This window comes from Microcystis sp. CS-574 (assembly GCF_028329095.1).
In the GTDB taxonomy this organism is placed as follows: Bacteria; Cyanobacteriota; Cyanobacteriia; order Cyanobacteriales; family Microcystaceae; genus Microcystis; species Microcystis ichthyoblabe_A.
On record NZ_JAQMSY010000165.1, the window covers coordinates 1 to 19,481 of the forward strand.

At 43.3% G+C, this 19,481-nt stretch carries 16 protein-coding genes; 6 read left to right on the plus strand and 10 right to left on the minus strand.

Annotated elements, in window-relative coordinates:
• Positions 1–585: 585 nt before the first annotated feature.
• The 4 genes from PN470_RS13225 to PN470_RS13240 all read right to left on the minus strand — a co-directional run bounded on the left by PN470_RS13225 (position 586) and on the right by PN470_RS13240 (position 5,445).
• Positions 586–1,500, minus strand: coding sequence for a C1 family peptidase (locus PN470_RS13225; RefSeq protein WP_103111372.1), 915 nt, complete (start codon positions 1,498–1,500; stop codon positions 586–588).
• A gap of 54 nt (positions 1,501–1,554) precedes the next feature.
• Positions 1,555–2,001 (minus strand): protease inhibitor I42 family protein, encoded by a 447-nt coding sequence (locus PN470_RS13230; protein ID WP_103111373.1) that lies wholly within the window; start codon positions 1,999–2,001, stop codon positions 1,555–1,557.
• Between the two features lie 264 nt (positions 2,002–2,265).
• Entirely contained in the window at positions 2,266–3,657 is a 1,392-nt protein-coding gene (locus PN470_RS13235; RefSeq protein WP_103111374.1) for an IctB family putative bicarbonate transporter, read from the minus strand.
• A gap of 144 nt (positions 3,658–3,801) precedes the next feature.
• Complete coding sequence (locus tag PN470_RS13240) at positions 3,802–5,445, minus strand: alpha-keto acid decarboxylase family protein (RefSeq protein ID WP_103111375.1); 1,644 nt, start codon at positions 5,443–5,445, stop codon at positions 3,802–3,804.
• Between the two features lie 372 nt (positions 5,446–5,817).
• Between PN470_RS13240 and dndD the strand changes: the two genes are divergently transcribed.
• A complete protein-coding gene (gene dndD / locus PN470_RS13245) occupies positions 5,818–7,803 on the plus strand; it encodes a DNA sulfur modification protein DndD (protein WP_272104656.1) in 1,986 nt (661 codons plus the stop codon).
• 236 nt (positions 7,804–8,039) lie between these two features.
• A complete protein-coding gene (locus PN470_RS13250) occupies positions 8,040–8,450 on the plus strand; it encodes a salt stress protein, Slr1339 family (protein ID WP_002739611.1) in 411 nt (136 codons plus the stop codon).
• Positions 8,451–8,456: 6 nt separating this feature from the next.
• On the opposite strand, the gene PN470_RS13255 is transcribed toward PN470_RS13250, so the two are convergent.
• The 3 genes from PN470_RS13255 to PN470_RS13265 all read right to left on the minus strand — a co-directional run bounded on the left by PN470_RS13255 (position 8,457) and on the right by PN470_RS13265 (position 13,073).
• Positions 8,457–9,686 carry a hypothetical protein gene (locus PN470_RS13255; RefSeq protein WP_271936844.1) on the minus strand — a complete coding sequence of 410 codons (1,230 nt, stop codon included), beginning with the start codon at positions 9,684–9,686 and terminating at the stop codon, positions 8,457–8,459.
• A 163-nt stretch (positions 9,687–9,849) separates the two neighbouring features.
• A complete protein-coding gene (gene menD, locus PN470_RS13260; RefSeq protein WP_271936846.1) occupies positions 9,850–11,559 on the minus strand; it encodes a 2-succinyl-5-enolpyruvyl-6-hydroxy-3-cyclohexene-1-carboxylic-acid synthase in 1,710 nt (569 codons plus the stop codon).
• 173 nt (positions 11,560–11,732) lie between these two features.
• Positions 11,733–13,073, minus strand: coding sequence for an ArnT family glycosyltransferase (locus PN470_RS13265; RefSeq protein WP_272104657.1), 1,341 nt, complete (start codon positions 13,071–13,073; stop codon positions 11,733–11,735).
• Positions 13,074–13,160: 87 nt separating this feature from the next.
• Here PN470_RS13265 and PN470_RS13270 point away from each other — a divergent pair, with 87 nt between their 5' ends.
• The 3 genes from PN470_RS13270 (at position 13,161) to PN470_RS13280 (ending at position 16,006) form a co-directional block, all read left to right on the plus strand.
• Entirely contained in the window at positions 13,161–14,156 is a 996-nt protein-coding gene (locus PN470_RS13270; protein ID WP_002739566.1) for a formylglycine-generating enzyme family protein, read from the plus strand.
• A 77-nt stretch (positions 14,157–14,233) separates the two neighbouring features.
• Positions 14,234–15,496, plus strand: a complete 1,263-nt coding sequence (locus PN470_RS13275; protein WP_271936850.1) for a glycosyltransferase — start codon at positions 14,234–14,236, stop codon at positions 15,494–15,496.
• 87 nt (positions 15,497–15,583) lie between these two features.
• Positions 15,584–16,006, plus strand: coding sequence for a M67 family metallopeptidase (locus PN470_RS13280; protein ID WP_272104658.1), 423 nt, complete (start codon positions 15,584–15,586; stop codon positions 16,004–16,006).
• On the opposite strand, the gene PN470_RS13285 is transcribed toward PN470_RS13280, so the two are convergent.
• From PN470_RS13285 to PN470_RS13295, 3 genes are all read right to left on the minus strand, one after another.
• Entirely contained in the window at positions 15,985–16,548 is a 564-nt protein-coding gene (locus PN470_RS13285; RefSeq protein WP_272104659.1) for a DUF4334 domain-containing protein, read from the minus strand. The genes PN470_RS13280 and PN470_RS13285 overlap by 22 nt on opposite strands.
• A 120-nt stretch (positions 16,549–16,668) precedes the next feature.
• Positions 16,669–17,070: a phage integrase SAM-like domain-containing protein gene (locus PN470_RS13290; RefSeq protein ID WP_272104660.1), complete on the minus strand. Its 402-nt coding sequence runs from the start codon at positions 17,068–17,070 to the stop codon at positions 16,669–16,671.
• A gap of 141 nt (positions 17,071–17,211) precedes the next feature.
• Positions 17,212–18,030, minus strand: coding sequence for a hypothetical protein (locus PN470_RS13295; protein WP_272104661.1), 819 nt, complete (start codon positions 18,028–18,030; stop codon positions 17,212–17,214).
• Between the two features lie 245 nt (positions 18,031–18,275).
• Here PN470_RS13295 and PN470_RS13300 point away from each other — a divergent pair, with 245 nt between their 5' ends.
• Positions 18,276–19,439, plus strand: a complete 1,164-nt coding sequence (locus PN470_RS13300) for a cysteine desulfurase family protein (protein ID WP_272104662.1) — start codon at positions 18,276–18,278, stop codon at positions 19,437–19,439.
• The last annotated feature ends 42 nt before the right edge of the window (positions 19,440–19,481 follow it).

Genomic DNA, 19,481 nt, shown 5'->3' on the forward strand with positions numbered 1-19,481 from the left:
CAGGTGGTCAATTACCTAATTTTCAGGGAAAAAATCCCTAAATTTTCCCCCCAATCACTCCAATGGTAGGCACTTTTTCAGGGAAAAAAAGTCTAAAAGCCTTATCCAACAAGGTTTTTAGATTTATTCAGCAAACCCTAACTAAAGGCTTGGGTAAAAAATATTTAGTGAGTCCACGGAAAATCTGCTCTCAGGAGAAAACAATGTTTTGTTCACAGTGTGGAATCAAAAGTGGACATCTCTAAAAATTATCACCCGATCACAGCTTGCTTTGATGCTTACTCGCATTTAAAATATTGGTTCTTCGTTACTTAGTATGGTTCGATATGGGGGCATAAATCGACTGAATCCTTATCTGGCAAGAGATTTAATTGATTAGTTCGCTCTAGATCGAAACCAATTAACAAAAATCGCCAAATGTCTTTCTCTATAAGAGTTTCATTCCTTATAACCCTGTACGTTGCATAAGACAAACCGAAGAGCCAAAAATTAAACAAACGGTGAGTTTTCCCAGCGTCCCCCCTATTCTGAAAAAACTCACCAGAAGCCTTTATTTTGCCCCTCACACCTTATCGAATCGGTCTCCTATCCGAACTGTCCCGTATCGATCCATTCACTCTTGATTAGCGACCACCAATCAGTTGCCAGACCATCGAGGACGTACTTGTAGGGCAGCCAGCCGTAGCCAGCGCTTCCCCAGCCAGTCCCCCAGGAGTTGCGAATCAGCAAGGCACCGGTGGTTTCAATGCCACCCGCATTGGTGTTCTTGATCTTGAGGTTGTCGTCGTAACCAACTGCGTCAATGGCGTGACCGCCGAGAACTCTCTCGCCCGGAGTCGGATAAGGTATCTTACCGCCATTGGTGTTGGCCTGACTGATAGAACTGTAAACAGTAAAGCCAAACATTGAGGGCAGCCCATTTGCCAAGTAGGTTTTAATCTGAGTTAATAGGTTGCTCCGTGTCGTTCCTGGGGGGTCGAGGCGGTAGTAGGAAATCGCCTGATAGCTTTGGCCAAAAGCGTAGCAGAATGCCGACGGCTCTTTGTCAAAATCAGCGATATTGTAGGGATAGTATTCTTCTGGTGGTACGCCAAACAAGGTGAGGGCGTACATTGTTGAGCGCAAGAAAGCCCCCGTATCTCCCGTCCATTTGAGCAAGTTGCGCGTCACTTTGTAGAGGAAGAGTCTGGAAGCATCGAGGTGTTTGCCAAAAGCTCGCCGCTCAAAATACTCCACCAGTCCGACACCGGCGTGGGCCGTACAAGAACCGATAGTTTGTTGATCCTCGATGGGGGAACACCACGGCCTCAAGTCCACGCTGGTTGGCAGCGCTGCTGGGGCAGATGTCGTTGCTCCCACTTTGGCCAGCATTTGCTTGACAGATGGCTGTCCCAAAGCTTGCAGTTTGGACGGTACGCGTTCAGATTGAAAAGTGACATCACGAATATCGGGATAGTCGGGCAACCATCCCATTGCGGGAATTACAAATGTTTCACTCATTTTTCCTTTCCTCCTAAGTCGTTACTCACTAGCCCTTGACTATCTGAGAAGCCTTTACTCTCGGACTTGGAGCGTGACAGTAAATCGTTCGACAATTGACGGTTCTCCTTGCCACTCTCGCCAGAGCTTAAGCTTTAGTTGGTCTATCCCAGCCCGTTGCGCTTTAAAGGTCAGGACTCTCTGACCGCCCCCGCCGACTCTCGACTCCCTGGCAGGTACATACTCAGAGGCCTGCAGCTCCACTAAATCGCTCCCGACACCATCGACCGCCCACTGAAAGCCAGTGGTGGGATTCTCGTCGAGGGAAAGTAGCAGCAGGTCGTTGACCTGCATGGTGATGGATTTGCCGTTGTCAGTGCGAGTAAGGGTTAGCATTGTATCTTGACCGTTCCCTCCTTTCGGGTTCCACTCTGTCGCCCCACAGCCTTGGAAAAAGACCGGGGAAAGCACGAGAATTAGAGTTATGACAATCGCAACGGCCCACTTAAGAGAACGATCCATTATTTTCCTCCCTCGTCTCTATAACGGCCACAGGGATTTACTCTCGTTATTGCAGTTAGGAAATCGCGCCAAGCGCAGAACAAACTGGGAAACGATCTAATTTAATTATCTCTTGCTTTGGCCACCGAGAGATGGTACGATGGGAGGTTTGTGATTTTTCTTAATAATCCCCCTCGCCTACGCCTACACGAGCTTCAAATACCCTTCAGAGCAGTCCTATCCGTAATTTGAAATAACTCCTCAATGCTCCCCCATTTCGCCCCCCTAGAGGAGAGAATTGCCACGCTCAAAATCCCTAGCGGGGGAATAACAACGACTAGCAATTAAACCCAAAACTAACCACCAGAGGGTACTAACTTGGGGACGATACCAAACCGTATCAAAAAAACCGTGGGCAAGAATTCCGGCCATAGCGGCAATTGCCCCGATTAACCAAAAGCCTTGACTATCCATTTTATCGCGTAAAAGTTTAATTTGATGGATGCCTTGACCGATAGTCGTAACTAATAACCAGAGGAAACAGGTAAAACCAATAATTCCCGTTTCTACCATAATTTCTAATAGCACAGAATAGGCACTTAAAGCCGTGTATTTTGGCTTCATGAATAGGGGGTAAATTTTCTTAAAAGCATCATTACCCGGTCCGATGCCCAAAAGCGGATAAGTTTGAATCATGCGGATAACTGCATCCCAAACATTAATCCGAAAGTTATTACTACTATCTTCCCGGCCAGCGAAAATACTCATCACCCGAATTCGCAGCGGATCCACCAATAAAATCGCTCCTAAAACCACCACGGCTAAACCCCCTAAAATTAAGGGTAAAAGCCATATTTGCCAAAATAACGGTAGATAATTTTTGAACCAATAAAATAATAGCAATAAGAAGACGATTCCTAAGACCATCAAACCAATCCAACCGCCACGACTCTCGGTAAAAAATAAACAAGCGGCATTGGCTAAAGTTAATAAAGCCGCTAAAATTTTCGGTAGCCATCCCTGCCACACAAATAATGCCGCACCGCTAAAGGCAATACCAGGGAATAAATAACTAGCTAATAAATTAGGATTACCGAGATAACTATAAACCCTAGTATCTCCCGCTAATTCTGAAGTAGGATCGTTCCAAGTTGCTAACTGTTCCGCACCAAAAATTTGCTGACGAATGCCGTAAACGCTGACTGCTAAAGCGGTTAAAACTAAAGTAGTCAGAATCCAATTTGTTAGGCGTGGTGAGCGCATAATTCGGGCAGTAAAGGCAAAAAAGATGAGATTGAGAGTTAATTTAATTAATCCTTCCAAAGCTGCGGTTTTAACGGGAGAAAAAGCCGTGGAAACCGTGGCAATTCCCCAGTATAAAAGCACTAAAATGTGAATCGGTGTCACCCCGATTTTGCCTTCATCCACAAGGGTTAAGAGTAGCCAATAACCCGCTATTGCTAACAATAAAAAACCGATTTGACTGGTGGAGAAAAACGGCGCAGTGGCGATAAGAAGAGAGATTAACAGCGCACCCATCAGTTCTGTCCACTCCACAAACCGGCTACCCTGTCGCCATTGACTAAAAAGGCCGACGAAACGATGCAGATAGCTATATTTTGACCAAGAAGCGGGGGAAAAGTTCAGTAGGGTGATTTGTTTCCAAAAAGCATTCATAGGGTTTTTAGTTGCGGTTGTCACCATCACACTTTGATTAAGATACCGATTGTATCTTAATTGTTGACTCTTGGGAGCGAAAAGAGTTTCAGTCTGGTGTCTTAGGGCAGCTTCACACAGTCAAAACCTAATAGCATAACCAGTTTAAGCATGGGGTGAACGTAAAGCTTGACCTAAACGAGTTAAGCCTTGGGAACAGTCAAAACGATCGAGATGTACTTCAATAAATGATAGGCGATCGATGTTACCCTGGGCAATCGATAAAGCCTTTTCTAATTCCCCTTCTGTCCTGACTTGACAACTCCAACTTTCCCCGTTAAATACTGCCGGTAATTGATGATATTTCCACGGTTGTAGATCATTATAAATATTATCCTGAATTACCCGCTCGATCGTGTAACCGTCGTTATTAATTAAAAAGATAATTGGATTGAGATGGTGACGGATAATTGTCGAAAGTTCTTGGGCAGTCATTTGAAAAGCACCATCCCCCACAAAGACGATAGGACGAGTATTTGGTGCGGCAAAAGCTACTCCTAAACAGGCGGGTATTGAATAACCAATAGAGAGATAAAATGCTTGACCAATAAAGTCGGTTTTTTGAGGCATCAATAAATCAATCGTGGCAATAATTGCGTCCCCTGTATCGGAAATAACAAAAGATTCTTGAGCGATAAAATGATTCATTCGCTCATAAAAACGAGCATTAGTTAATTTTTGCTCTGGCACGGCAATGAATTCTAAATCCTTCAATTCGGCTGCGGGTTTAATCTCTAGTGTAGCCGCTTCTTTGTGACTTAGTTTATCAATTAAACCATCGATAAAATCCCCTAAGAATACTGGTTGGTAAAAGTGATGTTTAATTTTTACTTTCTCGGAATTGGCATTAATCAAATTATTGGGATTTAAATTAGCCGTAAATCCCCCTAAATTCATATCGGACATAATCGCCCCTAAACAGAGGACACAATCGGCATTTTCCACCCGTTGACTAACGTATTCGCGACTTAATGCTCCCACATAAGTGCCGATAAATTGCGGCTGCATTTCTGAAATTGACGACTTACCTAAAATAGTGGTAGCTAAGGGATAACCCGTTACCTCTAAAAGTTTCAGCAACTTATCTTGGAGTTTAAACCGATGAAATTCTACCCCCGCTAAAATAATTGGTTTTTCCGCTTTTTCTAATAAAAAAACCGCCTCTTCAATGGCTTCTTCTAAAGCGGCGGTATCCGTGAGATTATCGGTTAAATAAATTGGATTTTCTGAGGGGATACAGGGACGATAGACCAGATCCCGGGGAATTTCGATATACACGGGACGTTTGTGATGCAAACAAGCGGCTAAAGTTTGATCGATTTGACTAGCTGCTTGGGCAGAATTAGTGAGAATAACCGAGGCAACCGTGGCTTTTTCCATGATGGAAAATTGCAGATTATAATCGCCCGTGGTGTGGTGTAATAATAAATTATCCCGGCGAATCGAGCGATCGGAAGCTCCACTAATCACCACCAGGGGAACTCTTTCAGCGTAAGCACCGACCACAGCATTAACGAGGCTAAACCCCCCGACTCCGTAGGTGACACAGACAGCACCCATACCTTTAACTCGCGCGTAGGCATCGGCGGCATAACCTGCGTTAAGCTCATTACAGGTGCAAACTAATTCGATCGGACTTTCCACCAAAACATCCATCAAATCGAGGACATAATCCCCCGGCACCCCAAAAATATGATTAACCCCTAAATTATGGAGACGCTGGCATAAATATTCGCCGATGGTGATCATAGCAATTTTCTCCCCTATGTTGGCACTTTCACGCCGATCATAGCGATTTTTAAAAAAATAAGCTAATGTCCAGTAATAAACTGGAAAGTAAAAATCAGCAGACTTTAATTAAGTAGCTGTTTGCAATTAAATAGAAGATAGGTTTTGCACTCGATCCCCCCTGCCCCCCTTAATAAGGGGGGTGCCGACAGGCGGGGGGATCTTAGAGTTTTTTCCGCAGACCCTAATTATATCTAGGCGATGGTGATCAATGCTATAGTATAAAGTCTGGGGTTTTTTATTGGGTGTAAAAAAATATCTGCGGTACTTTTTCAGGTATAATTTTCACAGGAGATTCCCTAAAACTTTCGACTTAACTAAGGCTGAATATTAATGATTTTTACTGAATTAGTTTTGCAAAATTTCGGACCCTACGCCGGTCGTCAAGTGATTAATTTACGTCCCGAAAAAGATAATAATCCCTGTCCGATTATCCTTTTGGGAGGTATGAATGGGGGCGGTAAAACTACTTTAATGGATGCGATTCGTTTGGCTTTGTACGGTGCGCGGGCGAAGTGTTCTACTCGCAATAATTTAAGTTATGCCGAGTTTCTCAGTCAAGCAGTTAATAATCAAGCTTCTCTCATCGATCAAGCTAGAATTGAACTGGCTTTTGAACATCTGGTTAATGAACAATGGCGACAATATCGTATCGTTAGATACTGGACAAAACAGCCTAAAGATGGTAAGGATACCCTCGGTATTTTAGATGAAGATTGGCCCGATCCTGCCTTAGCTAATACTTGGGATGAATATATTGAAACTTTATTACCTTTGGGTATTTCTAACCTGTTTTTATTTGATGGGGAACAGGTAAAAGAATTGGCAGAACAGGATGTACCTCCTGACAGTGTTAAGGATTCGATGCAGACTTTATTAGGGTTAGAATTAGCGGAAAGATTAGCCGTTGATCTCGATATTTTAGCTAGTCGTAAGCGCCGGTTATTAGCAGCAGAAAATGAACTGGCAACTATTGAAGCTATTGAGAAAAAATTAGCCCAGTACCAAGAAGATTTAGAATTGGCTAGGCAAGAGATGGAAACTCAACAAAAAAATTTAGATTTGGTTAGAAATGATTTTGATGCAGTCTCGGATAAATTTCGCATTGATGGCGGAAAAATTGCCGCCGAAAGAAGTCAATTAGAGAGCAGAAAAAAGGAGGTAGATAAAAAGTTAGATAAACAGAGAGAATATTTAGGTCAATTGGCGGGGGAATTATTACCATTAAAGTTAATTTTTCCTCTCCTAGAAGCTGCTAAAATTCAGGGAGAAAAAGAGCTAAAATTTCAATCTGCTCAAGTCGCTCAATCGGTTTTAGAATCTAGAGATAAAAAGTTACTTGCTTATTTAAAACAACTAAGTTTAACTTTAGAACAATTAGATAATATTAGGGAGTTTTTAGAGCAAGAAAATAAGTTTTTAGCTGAGGATAACGATTCTTTGGTTACTTCTTACTTAGATTTAGACGAGGAGGCGATCGAGTTATTAAATCGAGTCTTAACCCATCAATTACCGGCACAAATTAACCTCGCTCATCAAGCAATAGAACAATTAAAAAATCTGGAAACTGACTTAGATAATTTAGAGCGAGAATTAGCAGTAGCAGCCTCTCCCGAAGAATACGAAACCCTGAGTAATAACTTAAAAACCGCTCAGAAAAAGTATTTAAATGCTCAAGCAGAATACGAGCAAAGCCACAAAAATTATGAGGAAATCAAAAAGAAAATTGAGAAAACTAAAAAAGAATTATTTGCCTATAGTGAGAAAGCTTTAGAATCGCAAAGTAACGAACATATCGTTAATGCTATTGTCAAAGCACAGCAAACTTTAAAAGTATTTAAAGAACGCTTAACTTTAAAAAAATTAAATAGATTAGAGGGAGAAGTGGCGGAATGTTTTCGTTATTTATTGCATAAGTCCGATCTAGTTCAGAAAATAGCGATCGATGCTGATACTTTTGGTCTATCTCTCTTTGGTCCCGATGGACAAAATGTGCCTAAACACCGTCTTTCTGCCGGAGAAAAACAACTATTAGCGATCGCTTTTTTGTGGGGATTAGCGCGAGTTTCCGGACGAGATTTACCCATCGCTATCGATACACCCCTGGGACGTTTAGATTCTTCCCATCGCCATAATTTAGTTGAACGTTACTTTCCCGCTGCTTCCTCTCAAGTCATCCTCCTTTCTACCGATACAGAAATTGGACAAAATGAGCTACTCTTATTAGAAGAACAGGAAGTAATCGCCAGAAAATACCTGCTAGAATACAATTCCCAACAACGTCAAACCACTATTCACCCCGACCGCTACTTTTGGTAAAATTATGACTGAGATAAATTCCCCAAAAATCCTCCCCCGATTAACTTGAGACATCGGGTATTACTTTCGATTTTATCAGTCAATCCAAGCTTTTGGGGGGATCAGCACCCCCCTTATCAAGGGGAGATTAAGGGGGGTGCCATATTCAATTTAATTATAACTAGCTACTTAGTTATTAAGGCAGAGGCAATCAGAGCAATTATCTTTTTAACTTTTTACTTTCTAACTTGACCATTATGGGAGAAATAGAAGATTTACTGGCACAAATGAAGGCAGAATACCAGAAACGGGATCGGGAAAAACCGATGCCGTCCTCTTCTTCTCGCCAAGAAAAAGAGCGTTTCCCAGCCGAATTTAAGGTTAATTATGCCGGCGATTCTTCTACCGATGCGCTTTTAAAAGCTTTAGCCTTAGAAAACCAAGAAAGGGAACAACAGGAGGCAGCGGAAAAAGAAAAAGCGTCGGCATTAAAACAGCAGCGCAAGCGAGAAGCTTTAACTAGAAAGGCAAAGCAATGGTTAGATAAATTGGATGCCAAATCGGAGGAAGGACGCTGGTTTGAGGAGTTTTCCTATAGCTACGATTCTCCTTTAGAAGCGGCGATTACCTATCTAGAAGCTTTGGGAGAAGTGGATATTTCTAAATGATCAGGTCTAATTTAAAGTTGTGGGTAAATTGGCCGCATCAAAAACTCGATTATGCCACCAAATATTATCACCAGCTATAATATTTGTGCCGTAACGAGGGACGATACCATAAACAGTGCCGGGGTCATAATCCAAAGCTTCACTGATGAGATTGTAGAGACGTTGTAGATCAAAACCCCGGGGGTCACAATGGGGATATTTTCCTTGATTAATCAGAAAACTATCGACGGCAAAATGGCTGACAATTTGCGGTAGTTGTCCCGTTTGTAAGGCTGCGAGGAGATAATATTTCGCCGTTTGCTGGTATTGAAAATCGCTGTAACCGGGGAGGGTTTGCAAGCGTCCTTTGGTCAAACAGTGGGATCCTGGCGCTTGTACCAGTTCAATGTTAACGCTGGAGATAACCCGACGATTTCTTTCGGCAAAAACCAGCTGCAAGCGATCGCAATTAGGGTGAGATAGCTGCTGACAAATCGCTTCTGTTGCCCATAATGCGGTAGTTTTTGCCCCATCAAAGTAATTTGTGGGATATTCTTTGACTAAACGCCTAAAGACGGCTTCTGAAGGCGTATTTAACCAAATTCTCGCCCTTTTTTCTAACTCAGGGGCCGATCGCGTACTCAAGGGAACACCCTCTAAAGCAATTGCAAAACCCTTGACGCGGATAGTTTCTGGGGTAAGTTGCCACAGTTGACGCACTAATTGATCTCTGGTGTCTGCGGGCAGCATTTCGGCTGCTTGTTCATAAAAAGTGGCTGTGGGACGGTGACGTTCAAAAAAAGGCCGGGCGATCGAGTCTAAAATATCTCTATCCCTGGAATTCGGTTTGCGGGGGATGTAAACATTGGGACCCAATTTCATCGGACCGCGAGCATATTTTTTCTGTTCTTCGATGTTACCCGCAGTCATACTCCAAGCTGTGTCGTGGAGAATAAACAAAGGGGTGCGATCGAGGGTTAAGAGGGTTTCTGGCGGGGTAATTTGCAAAAATTCGGCGATTTTCTGCTTTTCTAACTCATCTAGGCTCTTACCGGCCAAATTCTCCCCCACCGTGGAGGGATTTAAAGTATCTATGGTGGCAGTGGAGAGACTAGAGGTATTCAGTTTTAAAATCAGTAGGGACAAGACTAAACTAATCACCAAAGAAGTCACTCCCCATCGCCATTGCTCCGGGGGAAAGATAGAATATCTGGGGGGAGAAAATTGTCTTGATTTTTGCCGTCTTTGTCGATTCATCGGACCTTTTTAACGCGCTTTCCACCCATTGTATTCACTTTCTCGAAAAAGGGAATTAATACTAAATCCGTTGAGTATAGGCTACATATCAGGATAGGCAATAGGCACTCTTGCAATAGGCAGCTTTATTCTCCCCACACCCCACACCCCACTTCCCCACACCCTACACATAATTACTGAGGAACCATTGGGTATTAAAAGCTCGATCGCAGGATATTTCTAGTAATCTTATGCCTGATTCCGGTAAAACTGCGATTTTTTGCTTAAAATCAGTCCAATCACTGATTAAATGGTAATCAATACCGTAGGTGTGACAGAGTTGGCAAAAGTCAATATTTTGGGGAGTGGCAAAAAATTCTTCAAAGGGAGGGTCAAATTTGGCGATCGGCAACATCTGGAAAATGCCTCCCCCCTTGTTATTGATTAAAATTATGGTCAAGGAGCCAACAAAATATTTTTTGATTAAAAAACCATTTGTGTCGTGTAATAGGGCTAAATCTCCCGTTAATAGCAGACTGGGGACATTTTTATAAGCCATTCCTATTGCAGTGGAGAGGTTGCCGTCGATGCCATTGGCCCCGCGATTAAAATAGGGACGAATTTGGCGATCGCTAGGCGGGTTAAAAAATTCGGCATAGCGAACAGGCATACTATTAGAGATAAAGATCGGGGTGCGGGGGGGGAGGTATTGGGAGAGCAGCCAGGGGATTTTTCCTTCAATCAGTTTAGTTTCTGCTGCCAAAAGGCGATCAATTTTAAATCTAGCTTGCTGGTCGAATTTTTGCCATAATTCTCGATATTCTCGGTTATTATCGGGTTTTTCTGGGAATAGATGCCCTAATTGCTCGATATTTCCCCTGAGATGTCCGGTTTTTCCCTGTAGAGGATCGTAATTATCGGGATGGGGATCGATAATCCAGCGCGGACAGTCGATTTCTTCTAACCAGATCCGTAATTCTTTGCTGGTGGGTAATTCCCCAATTTGCAGGACAACATCGGGGGTTAATTGGGTTTTAATGGCAGCATTCCGCAATAATAAATCATAGGTAGTGATCAGATGGGGATTTAACCCTGCATAGTTTCGCAGAGGAGATAAAGCTTCTGCTAAGACGGGATATTGTTGCGATCGGGCTAAATTAGCGATCGCCTGACAGTAACTTTCAGGGTTTTGCGGGGAAGCTAATCCCGCGATGATAATTCCTTTGGAGGGTAAAGAAGGAATTTCGAGAATTGAGTGGTTAATGGCGATATTTTGCCGAGATATATGGCTAAAAAAAGCCTCTTGGTCAAAATTAGCCTCTAAATTGTTAATTTCTAGATCGGGAGTTGGTGCGAGGGGATCCCGAAATGGTAAGTTCAGATGCACCACTCCGGGGACAGGATCGAGACAGCGCAACCACCCATGGATGATAGTTTGACGGAGATAGCGTAAACGCTCGATATTGGCACTAGGACAGCTAATTTCCGCTTGCCAGTTGGGATAATTACCGTAGAGTTTGACTTGATCGATAGTCTGACCGGCATGAGCATGACGCAATTCTGGGGGGCGATCGGCGGTTAGAATTAATAAAGGGACATGACTTTCTTTTGCTTCAATGACTGCGGGATAAAAATTAGCCGTGGCAGTGCCGGAAGTGCAGACTAAAACCACCGGTTGATATAATTGTTTGGCTAATCCCAGGGCAAAAAAAGCGGCCGAGCGCTCGTCTAAAATGGGAATAGCTTCAATCTGAGGATGTCTTGCCAAGGCTACCGTTAAAGGAGTCGATCGCGATCCGGGAGAAACCACCCCTATCTTCAATCCCAAACGGGCCAATGTTTCGACTAAAATAGAACCCCAAAGTGTATTAAGATTGCGAAAATCGATCGACATTTATCAGTTCAGTGCAAAGGTTAGGGGACAATCGGTTAAAGAGTCTATTAATAAATTTAACACTGGCCGGAACTGGCCAAGAATAAGTTATTCCTGAGTCAGGGATCCTAGTTAAGTTTACTCTCGATTCCCAGGCCAATTTATCCCTTTTTGGGTTCCTTTCTTGCTAAGTTTTAACCGGAAAACTTATAGGTTAACACCACATTGATATTAGCTGCCAGCAGGGCCAAGAAGAGCAGAAAAGTAAAGCGATCGATCCAGAACTTTTTAAAGAGACCAAAGATATCCTTGAGATAGAATACTCCCAGAATTGCCGCCGTACCGATCATAAAATAATAGCGACCGTAGGGAGAGGCTAAAATCCAGGCTGTCAGATTGAGATGAATCGACCAAACTCCCAGAAAGATAAAAATAATTGAGGCAGTTAATCCGTCCGTTTCTTGGCGAAAATCATCAAGAAAGATGCCTAGAATAATAAACATAAACGGATAAAAAGGAATCATATACCAAGTAAAGAAGTGACTTTGCGCTCCCGTGGCAACTAAAATTAAGGTGTAGAGGATTACTGGTAAAGCGAGTAATCTAACTTGAGGACTAGCGGGATTCTTTCGGAGAAAGGGTAAGAGGGTTAACCAGCTAAAAATTAGCCAACCATCCTCGAAAAATACCGTGGGAGTGGTTAGATATTTGACAAAGTTAAAGTCCTCGAAGCGCAGGGATTGTTCTTGAAATATCTTCCGAAAGAAATCGTAGTCATAGATAGCACCGTAGAGAAAATAGAGAGAGAAAAAGAAAGCACCGATCGCAGTCACATAAATAGCCTCTCGTCCTTGCTTTTCGTAAATCAAGAGGACAATTAATAATACTACTAAATAAATAGCAGTTACTTTGACTAAACAGGCTAAACCAGCTAAACAAGCGGCGATGTAGAGATATTTTTTCTGCTTAGTTTGATAGTATTGCCAATAAAGTAAGACGATCAATAAGCACAAAACAATGATTAAATTTTCACTAATAGCTAACCGAGAGAGGAAAACTGTATTGGGATTGGTGGCATAAATTAAACTAGCAATTATAGCGATCGATAGATTACTCAACTTGAGAGCCAGTAAATAGACCAAAACTATCGCAGCAATACCTAAGAATAAAGAAGGGACTCTAATAATAGTTAAACTGCAATCAAAAAAAGTCTTTGCTCCTCCTAAAAGAGCAAATAAACCCACCAATAAACCAAATAAAGGAGGATGATCAAACCAGGGAGTCACCAAACGATAACGGATATTTTTCGCTTCCCAAACCACCGTAGGAAAATTATCCGTGGGACTCAACCATGACCAACTGGTGGGGATACCCGTTTGTAATAAACTCATGCCACTCCAAGCAAAAGCATATTCGTCAGCAGTCCAATTATCTGGAGGCAAAGAATCATAATTATAGATTCGCAAAAAAGCACCTAAGCAGGTGATAATTGCTGCAATCAACCAATGTTTATGGACAGTCAAAAAGCTGGGCATCGATTATTAAGGATAGGTGGCAGTGACTAAATAAGAGTCAGAATTTCATGGTATAATGGATGGGGTGATAATGACAGAAAAATCGGGATGATTAAAGTAAACAGACGTAAATTTGGCCAGTGGATCAGTCTGATCGGTGCAGGAGTCGGACTGGCAGCGATTCTAGATAGAAAAAATATTTTTTCCCCCTCCACCGCTACAGCAATCATCCCCCCGCAACCCCCCCAAAATTCCTCTTTTCCCCCCCGACAAAGCTTTTCCTTTGAAACCGTCACTCTCGATCCTAGCGGTTTCGTGATCGAGCGCAATTCCCGCAGTGCCGAATACTACAGCGAAACCCTTGCGGGATTAGAGATGATTGCTATCCCTGCTGGCACTTTTATCATGGGGACACCGGACGGAGAAAAAGGAGACTTTACTGGTAGTGATAAACCCCAGCGCTTAGTCAAGGTGAACAGTTTCTACCTGAGTAAATACCCGATAACCCAAAAACAATGGCAAATTGTCGCTAATCTGCCCAAAATTAACCGCGATTTAAACCCCAATCCCTCCCACTTCCAAGGGGATAACTTACCCGTCGATAGCATCTCTTGGTATGATGCGATCGAGTTTTGCGATCGACTTTCCAGGGCCACCGGCAGAAACTATCGACTCCCAAGCGAGGCACAATGGGAATATGCTTGTCGTGCCGGCACTACCACACCCTTCTACTTTGGTGCCACCCTTACCAGTGAATTCGCTAACTACTATGCCATTAAATTTCCCTATGCAGTGGAAAGAGAGAGCGAATTTCGAGCTAAAACCACCCCTGTAGGCAGTTTTCCCCCAAATGCCTTCGGATTATACGATTTACATGGCAGTTTATACGAATGGTGTGCCGATCCTTGGCATCGCAACTATAAAAATGCTCCCAGCGATGACCAAGTATGGCCGGCCGATCCTAATAGCACCGGCAATCGTTATCGCATCCTGCGTGGAGGTGGTTGGGGGACAGAATTGAGGGAATGTCGCTCCGCTAGTCGAGGCCAATTTGGTCCGGATAATCGCTATAGTGTATTAGGATTCCGCATCGCCAGTAGTTAGCTCAAAATTCTGGTTTCAACAACTTTGCCGGTAAATTGTGCGTCTCTAAACCTGTTTTAGTCTGTGAGTGTAAGCGAGTGACCAACTCTCCACCCTATCCCTTTTTAACCACCCCCGTCGGCTCTTTGCAAATTCCTTTTTTAGAGCAAATTGAAGAAATTAACAGCAATAATAGTTATGTTCTCAGAGATTCGCCGCAATTACTCAAATTATCTCTAGTTATTCCCACCTATAACGAGCGAGATAACGTTATTCCCCTAGTCGAGAATCTCAGTCAATTACTCGATCGAAAAATTCCCGATCAGTATGAACTAATTATCGTCGATGATGACAGTCCCGATCGCACTTGGGAATTAGCCAGCAAATTAACCCCGGATTACCCGCAACTGCGGGTGATGCGTCGTCAGGGAGAAAAAGGATTAGCGTCGGCAGTGGTGCGGGGTTGGCAAGGGTCAAGGGGTGAGATACTAGGAGTAATCGATGGAGATCTGCAACATCCCCCCGAAATTCTCTATAATCTCCTCGAAACTATCGAAAAAGGAGCCGATTTAGCTCTTGCTAGTCGTCACGTCGAAGGAGGAGGAGTGAGCGAGTGGAGTCTGCTGCGACGATTTCTCTCTCGCGGCGCTCAAATCCTTGGTTTAATTCTACTGCCAGAGGTGGTCGGTCGCGTCTCCGATCCCATGAGCGGTTACTTTATGGTCCGCCGTCAAGCGATCGCCGGTCCGATTCTCAATCCCACCGGTTACAAAATTTTACTAGAAGTCATCGGCAAAGGTCGCATCAAAACCATCGGAGAAGTGGGTTATGTCTTCCAAGAGCGGCTAGAGGGGGAAAGTAAGGTAACTTGGAAACAATGGCTAGAATATATCTTCCATCTGCTGCGTTTGCGCTCTCAAAGGCCATTAAGGTTTTTAGATGCAATTGTCAATCTACCTTTAGATAGATTTATTCGCTTCGGTTTAGTGGGATTAACTGGGGTTTTTGTCGATATGGCCTTTCTCTATCTTCTCAGTGATCCCGCCGCTTTGGGTTGGGGATTAACCCGCAGTAAAATCATCGCCGCCGAATTAGCAATTATTAATAATTTTATCTGGAATGATCGCTGGACTTTTGGCGATTTATCTGCTCGTCAACGGGGTTGGAATAAACGCTGGAAAAGATTTTTCAAGTTCAATTTGATCTGTTTAGCCGGTTTAATTTTAAACGTCTTGCTGCTCAACCTTCTCTTTAATGGTTTAGGAATCAATCGCTATCTAGCTAACTTCATCGCCATCGCTATCGTCACGGTTTGGAACTTTTGGGTTAATCTTAAACTCAGTTGGCGGGTGACAAAATAGCCAGCTAGAAGCAAAAAAATGGTGGGCCAAAATTGAGATGCGCTTACCCTGTTGTCCATAGCATTTGCGACCCGCTTACTCCATCCTATGATCCTGATTACAGAAAAAATTTACCAGTCTATTTTCACCCACGCAGAATCCACCTATCCCGAAGAATGTTGTGGGTTACTCCTAGGAAAAATTACCGAGACAGCAGCCGAAGTTATCAGCATACAAGCAACAGAAAATAACTGGTCAGGCAATAGAAAAAAACGCTTTAGTATTGCCCCAGAAGTGCTTTTACAAGCTCAAAAATCGGCCCGGGAAAACCAGCTAGAAATTATTGGTATCTATCATTCCCATCCCGATCATGCCGCCATTCCCTCGGAAATTGATCGCCAATTAGCCTGGTCAGGATATACTTATTTAATTGTCTCTGTAGTTTCAGGACGAGCGATCGATTTACAAGCTTGGCAACTGGACGAGCGCGAACAATTTCAAATCCAACCTCAAGAATTAAAATGTTTTTGACATCGCTTGAGAACAAAAAAGAAAGGCTGGGGAAAGTTTTTAAAATCCATAATTCCCAGCACCGTATTATCATCTACTTTCCGAAAAGAGTCATTAATCGGCAAATAATCATAAATCATCGTGGCGCTAACTTTGTCCCGATATTCCATCATTCGCAGTCTAGCCTGACTTGTCTCTGTTTTTAGCAAGGAATTGGTCAGCATCAGCAAAGGTTTCAGAGAATTATTTTTCAGTATCGGCAGCTTCAAAATCCAGTTCATGGCCGTGGGATTAGGTGCCACCTTAAAAATTTTTCCCTGACCATCTAAAAATAACAGGGGGTGGACATTCTCAGTATCGACAAATTCTTTACCATACCAATTAGATGCTTCTAATAAACCATCCATGGGGTGATTTGTCTCAAGTCCAGAACCTTGCCAAAGACCGAGCATAAAGTCTAAACTCACGGGTTCGAGAGCGTCAAACAATTCTAACGCTCTTTCGGTGGTCGTTTGACCAGCTTTAAGAATCGACTGGCAGCTTTCTAATTCTAATGTTTCCATTGTCTCGCTCTTATTGTGTCCTGACAATGATATTATAGCTGCCCAGCCAGAGGGTGGGGGATTGCCCCTCGGCTAAAATCACCAAACATCCCACATATCTTCACTCAATGGGTCATCGTATCACTCTAGGGTTTCCAGCCATTCACTCAGTTCTTCCTTGATGGTTTCTTTAAGTTCTCGCAAATCATTTTTATCTATTAGGCCTTTTTCCAGTAAGAAAGTGTAGAACTTTTTCAGACTACCTGCGTTAGACTTGAGACTTGATTGACTGGCCCACAGGGCCTTTTTGATAAACCAATAACCCAAAAAGTCACCGACCATATCTACCCCGTCTTTAGCTTCTACTGCATCCTCATAGAGTAAATATTCGTTGATATAAAAATCTATATTTGAAATATGATTATTGATGGTTTTTTCCGACAAACCTGATGATTCTAGCCAACTCTCGAAATCCTTTAGTAATTCATGATTGACTTTTCTTATCTTTTGACAGTCAGCCTCATATTTTTGGGAATCATCCATCTCAAATTTCTCTCCTCTAAATCGCTGCTCGATGGTCAATAGGGTAATGAATCAAGTGTTTTTTTTCCAAGCGTCTAAAGCCGCCATTTTCTCCTCAGGGTCAAGGTCGGCCAACCGCCGGAATCGCCTTTCTCTTTTCTGCTAAATAGCTTCAACGATGTTAGACTGAATTTGCTCAATGATGGCGGCCACATCTTCTTCTGTATCTCGAGGTTGGGTTAATTCCACATCCGTTGAGGAGAGGTACATTTGGGCCCAGTCTAGGTTTTCCAGTTCACACTGGTCAATCACCGAACTGGGGATGTTTTTCAGGGTGATGCTATCCCATTCAATGCCGATGAGATTGCTCTGCCGCTCAATTATCACAATTCTTCCTTGCCAACCACCGATGTCAGTCCCCAAATCTGGGTCGAGTACACCCTGTTTGACGATGACCGAGTCGCCGACTTTGAAGGCAAACTCTGACTCGGAAAATTCGGGCGACAAGCTGGAGGCAACCGAGAGATGATACTCGCTTCCTAGCTCTTTTAACTCAAAATCCACAATCATCCGCTTGTTTTCCGAGAAATAACGGTTTTTCCTAGCGATTAGCTCCTCGATTAGCCCTTGAATATCCGCCTTGAGCCTTTTATTTCCTTTAAGAAGGTCTTTATTAAAAACTCGGTCTATCATCTCTTGCCGCTTTGATTCGGGGGACAACGCCAGATTCCAAGCGATTATCCCTATGGTCAGCAGTGTTCGCATAGATCCCTTCGTTTCATTGGATTTGCGGTAAGGCTCGATAAAATCCTCCAGAACTTCCGACATTGTGACTTCCCCAGAAGGAGAGACGACAATTTCCTTGAAAGGCAAGGACTTTTCTCTTAATTTCTTCTCAAAGCTTTTCAAGGGTTTTTCGGATCCTTGGGACATTTTCTGCAGCCTGAGCAGTTCACTAAATGCCTTCGATTTTTTAGCCATGATTGAGCCAGAAAATATGTGTTATTAATCCTGTTGGGTTGCTGAACAACATTGGAATAGGGGAATTGTAACTGCTGTCAGGGAGCGATTGCGCTCTCATTATTAAATCTTAAAGTTCTGGTCTGAGTCGTCAGCTGTTGACTGCTATCCGATACTTTTTTGTTAACATAGATTAGCAATGCACTTTCAGAGATTCTCTTAAAACAGAGGATATCTCCTTCCCAAATCCCCCCCAAGGGAAAAATATGTCTCAAAAGCCGATTTATCTAGATTGCCACGCCACGACACCGATGGAGCCGCAGGTTCTGGCGGCGATGTTACCCTATTTTACCGAACACTTTGGTAATGCCAGTAGTATTAATCATGTCTATGGTTGGACAGCCGAGGCTGCGGTTAAACAGGCAAGAGAAACAATCGCCGCTGCTATTAATAGTAGTCCCGAAGAAATTATTTTTACCAGTGGAGCAACAGAGGCTAATAACCTGGCCATCAAAGGGGTTGCCGAAGCTTATTTCGCCAAGGGAAGGCATATAGTTACGGTGATGACAGAACATCGCGCCGTTTTAGATCCCTGTCATTATCTGGAAAAATTGGGTTTTGAGGTGACAATTTTACCCGTCAGTGCTGATGGACTAATTGACTTGGAACTACTAGAAAAATCTTTGCGTCCTGACACGATTTTGCTGTCAATTATGGCTGCTAATAACGAGATTGGGGTGATTCAACCTTTAGCGGCAATTGGGGCGATTTGTCGCCAGTATCAGGTACTTTTTCATACGGATGCGGCCCAAGCAATCGGCAAAATTCCCCTAGATGTGGAGGAAATGAATATAGATATGATGTCCTTAACTGCCCACAAAGTCCACGGACCAAAGGGAATCGGTGCGCTGTACGTCCGGCGCCGAGATCCCAGAGTCCGTCTCGCCGCTCAAATTCAAGGGGGAGGCCAGGAAAAAGGACTGCGATCGGGTACACTATTTACACCGCAAATTGTCGGTTTTGCCAAGGCGGTAGAATTGGGCATCAAAGCGATAGAACAAGATAACAGCCACTTAAATCAGTTAAAAGCCCGTTTATGGGAGATTATCAGTCAATTAGACAGAATTTATCTCAATGGTCATCCTAGCCAAAGATTGGCCGGAAATTTAAATATTAGTATTGAAGGGGTGGACGGTGCTGCGTTATTGTTAGGATTACAGCCAATAGTGGCGCTTTCCTCCGGTTCTGCCTGTTCTTCTAGCCATACCGCCCCCTCCCACGTTTTAACTGCCTTGGGTCGCCCCGAATCTCTCGCTTATGCCTCCCTGCGCTTCGGGTTGAGTCGTTTTAATACTTTAGAAGAAATTGAACTGGTGGGGGAACAGGTGGTTTTAACGGTTAATTCCCTCCGCAAAGCCAAAAATTTTTGACGTTTCGGCTCCTATCCACAAGTTAGTTTCGGTCTAGGTTTT